A 4680-nucleotide genomic window follows, 5' to 3' on the forward strand; every position below is an offset into this window, starting at 1 on the left:
AAATCAGTGGGATATCTTATCTTTGGGTCGGCTTCACGCTTAGATGCTTTCAGCGTTTATCCGATCCGTACGTAGTTGCCCAGCTATGCTCCTGGCGGAACAACTGGTGCGCCAGAGGTACGTCCGTCCCGGTCCTCTCGTACTAGGGACAGCTCCCATCAAATATCCTGCGCCCACGACAGATAGGGACCGAACTGTCTCACGACGTTCTGAACCCAGCTCGCGTACCGCTTTAATTGGCGAACAGCCAAACCCTTGGGACCGAATACAGCCCCAGGATGCGATGAGCCGACATCGAGGTGCCAAACCTCCCCGTCGATGTGGACTCTTGGGGGAGATCAGCCTGTTATCCCCAGGGTAACTTTTATCCGTTGAGCGATGGCATTTCCACTCACATACCACCGGATCACTAACTCCAACTTTCGTTACTGCTCGACCCGTCAGTCTCGCAGTTAGGCTCGCTTCTGCGTTTGCACTCTTTTGCTTGATTTCCGTTCAAGCTGAGCGAACCTTTGAACGCCTCCGTTACTTTTTAGGAGGCGACCGCCCCAGTCAAACTGCCCACCTAACAATGTCCCCCGACTCGATTCAGAGCCGCAGGTTAGAATTCCAATATCGCAAGGATGGTATCCCAACGGCCACTCCGCAACCGCCAAAGCGATTGTTTCCCTGTGTCCCATCTATCCTGTGCATGCAACATCGAAACCCAATATTAGGCTACAGTAAAGCTCCATGGGGTCTTTCCGTCTTGTCGCGGGTAACCGGCATCTTCACCGGTACTACAATTTCGCCGGGCGGGCTGTTGAGACAGTGCCCAAATCATTACGCCTTTCATGCGGGTCAGAACTTACCTGACAAGGAATTTCGCTACCTTAGGACCGTTATAGTTACGGCCGCCGTTCACTGGGGCTTCGATTCAATGCTTGCACATCTCCTCTTAACCTTCCAGCACCGGGCAGGCGTCAGCTCGTATACGTCATCTTTCGATTTAGCACAAACCTGTGTTTTTGGTAAACAGTTGCTTGGGCCGATTCTCTGCGGCTCCATCTCTGGAGCACCCCTTCTCCCGAAGTTACGGGGTCAATTTGCCGAGTTCCTTAACAACCCTTCTCCCGTTGGCCTTAGAATCTTCTTCCTACCTACCTGTGTCGGTTTGCGGTACGGGCACCTCAGAAATACACACAGCTTTTCTCGCCATCTTCCATCCCAGACTTCGGTACTAACTTCCCTCGATCTCTACCGGAACCAACACCCGGCTCTGAGACTTCAAATGTGTCCCTGTGCTTAACTCTTTTGGTGGTGACGGAATCTCTACCGTCTGTGCATCGGCTACGCCTTCCGGCCTCACCTTAGCTCCCGACTAACTTGGAGCGGACGAACCTTCCTCCAAAAACCTGAGGCTTTCGGCCATGCAGATTCTCACTGCATTCGCGCTACTCATTCCGGCATTCTCACTTCTATACACTCCACAGCCGCTCACGCTACTGTTTCTCCGCGTATACAACGCTCCCCTACCCAATCCATTGCTGGATTGCCTAAGCTTCGGTGTCAGGTTTAGCCCCGTTAAATTCTCCGCGCAAAGACGCTCGACCAGTGAGCTATTACGCACTCTTTGAATGAGTGGCTGCTTCTGAGCCAACATCCTGGTTGTCTGCGTATCTTCACATCGTTTTCCACTTAACCTGACTTTGGGACCTTAGCTGTAGATCTGGGCTGTTTCCCTTTTGACAATGACATTTATCTGACACTGTCTGACTCCCAAGCATCAATACTCTGGCATTCTGAGTTTGATAAGCTTCGCTAACCTCTCGGCCGCTAGGCTATTCAGTGCTTTACCTCCAGGTATCTAACTTGAGGCTAGTCCTAAAACTATTTCGGGGAGAACCAGCTATCTCCGGGTTCGATTGGAATTTCTCCGCTACCCACAGTTCATCCGCCGCCTTTTCAACGGAGGTCGGTTCGGTCCTCCATGGAATTTTACTTCCACTTCAACCTGACCATGGGTAGGTCACCCGGTTTCGGGCCCATTATATGCAACTTAACGCCCTTTTCAAACTCGCTTTCGCTTCGGCTCCAGACCTTAAGTCCTTAACCTTGCTGCATACAATCGCTCGCCGGACCGTTCTACAAAAAGTACCCTATCACACTTTGACGTGCTCTAGGTGCTTGTAGGCACAGGGTTTCAGGTTCTTTTTCACTCCCCTCCCGGGGTGCTTTTCACCTTTCCTTCACAGTACTATACGCTATCGGTCACTGGGTAGTATTTAGGGTTGGAGGGTGGTCCCCCCATCTTCCGACCAGGTTTCACGTGTCTGGCCGTACTCTGGAATCNCTCGATGTACCTATTTTGAATTTCAGTACAACGTACCTGAGTATGAACCCAGGTGAGTTTCCTCATTCAGAAATCTCCGGATCAATGCTTATTTGCAGCTCCCCGAAGCTTATCGCAGCTTATCACGTCTTTCATCGGCTCCCAGTGCCAAGGCATTCGCCCTGCGCCCTTGTTCGCTTGACCATATCAAACTAATCTCTTTCGAGATCGGCTTGTATCCTCTTGATTCTCTCTTGCCAACGAAGATTATGTTACCCTTCCTTTTGAAATTGTAATATTTCTTAAAAAGAACTTACTATAATCTTTGTTTCGCAGTTATTATTCAGTTTTCAAGGTACGTCTTGGTGATGTTCCTCAAAGCCCGGTCTCCCGAAACTTCGATTCTCATCACATGGTGGGCCAAAATGGACTCGAACCATCGACCTCACGATTATCAGTCGTGTGCTCTAGCCAGCTGAGCTATTGGCCCATGTGGTGGAGATTAAGGGAATCGAACCCTTGACCCCCTGCTTGCAAAGCAGGTGCTCTCCCAGCTGAGCTAAACCCCCACATCAGGTTTTGAGTAACCCCTTTTCAGGGCCCTCAAAATCGAACAATATCTAATCAACTTGTATCTATCACCTGTTCCGAAAGACTGTCATCTTTTGATGTCATTCTTTCGCCTGACTCCTTAGAAAGGAGGTGATCCAGCCGCAGGTTCTCCTACGGCTACCTTGTTACGACTTCACCCCAATCACCAGTTTTACCTTCGGCGGCGTCCTCCTTACGGTTAGACTACCGACTTCGGGTCCCCCCGGCTCTCATGGTGTGACGGGCGGTGTGTACAAGGCCCGGGAACGTATTCACCGTGGCATGCTGATCCACGATTACTAGCAATTCCGACTTCGTGCAGGCGAGTTGCAGCCTGCAGTCCGAACTGGGACGTTGTTTCTGAGTTTTGCTCCACCTCGCGGTCTTGCTTCTCTTTGTTTAACGCCATTGTAGTACGTGTGTAGCCCAAGTCATAAAGGGCATGATGATTTGACGTCATCCCCACCTTCCTCCGTTTTGTCAACGGCAGTCTGGCCAGAGTCCTCTTGCGTAGTAACTGACCATAAGGGTTGCGCTCGTTGCGGGACTTAACCCAACATCTCACGACACGAGCTGACGACAACCATGCACCACCTGTCTCCTTGCTCCGAAGAGAAAACATATTTCTATGTTCGTCAAGGGATGTCAAGACTTGGTAAGGTTCTTCGCGTTGCGTCGAATTAAACCACATACTCCACTGCTTGTGCGGGCCCCCGTCAATTCCTTTGAGTTTCAACCTTGCGGTCGTACTCCCCAGGTGGATTACTTATTGTGTTAACTGCGGCACTGAAGGGGTCAATCCTCCAACACCTAGTAATCATCGTTTACGGTGTGGACTACCAGGGTATCTAATCCTGTTTGCTACCCACACTTTCGAGCCTCAGCGTCAGTTGGTGCCCAGTAGGCCGCCTTCGCCACTGGTGTTCCTCCCGATATCTACGCATTCCACCGCTACACCGGGAATTCCGCCTACCTCTGCACTACTCAAGAAAAACAGTTTTGAAAGCAGTTCATGGGTTGAGCCCATGGATTTCACTTCCAACTTGTTCTCCCGCCTGCGCTCCCTTTACACCCAGTAATTCCGGACAACGCTTGTGACCTACGTTTTACCGCGGCTGCTGGCACGTAGTTAGCCGTCACTTCCTTGTTGAGTACCGTCATTATCTTCCTCAACAACAGGAGTTTACAATCCGAAGACCTTCTTCCTCCACGCGGCGTCGCTGCATCAGGGTTTCCCCCATTGTGCAATATTCCCCACTGCTGCCTCCCGTAGGAGTCTGGGCCGTGTCTCAGTCCCAATGTGGCCGTTCAACCTCTCAGTCCGGCTACCGATCGTCGCCTTGGTGGGCCGTTACCTCACCAACTAGCTAATCGGACGCGAGGCCATCTCAAAGCGGATCACTCCTTTTCCCTCTGCTCGATGCCGAGCTGTGGGCTTATGCGGTATTAGCAGTCGTTTCCAACTGTTGTCCCCCTCTTTGAGGCAGGTTCCTCACGCGTTACTCACCCGTTCGCCACTCGATTTGAAGAGCAAGCTCCTCATCTCTCGTTCGACTTGCATGTGTTAGGCGCGCCGCCAGCGTTCGTCCTGAGCCAGGATCAAACTCTTTATAAATGATATTTATCACTTAAAAAGTGTTAAACCTCTCTTCGCTCAGCACGCAATCGCTTGCGTCCTGTGTGAATTACTTTGTTTGGAATTGTTTAACGTGTTTTTCCAACACGAAAATAGGTTCCGTTACAAGTTTTTCGATATTGTTCAATTTTCAAGGTCCTGT

At 50.8% G+C, this 4680-nt stretch carries 2 tRNA genes and 2 rRNA genes; all 4 read right to left on the reverse strand.

Annotated elements, in window-relative coordinates:
- Positions 1-2515, reverse strand: a 23S ribosomal RNA gene (locus tag F3G95_RS13570); the annotation flags it as partial.
- 209 nt (positions 2516-2724) lie between these two features.
- Positions 2725-2801: transfer RNA gene (locus tag F3G95_RS13575), tRNA-Ile, on the reverse strand.
- Positions 2802-2804: 3 nt separating this feature from the next.
- Positions 2805-2880 (reverse strand) — tRNA-Ala (locus F3G95_RS13580).
- 126 nt (positions 2881-3006) lie between these two features.
- Positions 3007-4517 (reverse strand): 16S ribosomal RNA (locus F3G95_RS13585).
- Positions 4518-4680: the final 163 nt, after the last annotated feature.

The organism is Faecalibacterium sp. Marseille-P9312 (assembly GCF_902497445.1).
Classification (GTDB): Bacteria; Bacillota; Clostridia; order Oscillospirales; family Ruminococcaceae; genus Faecalibacterium; species Faecalibacterium longum.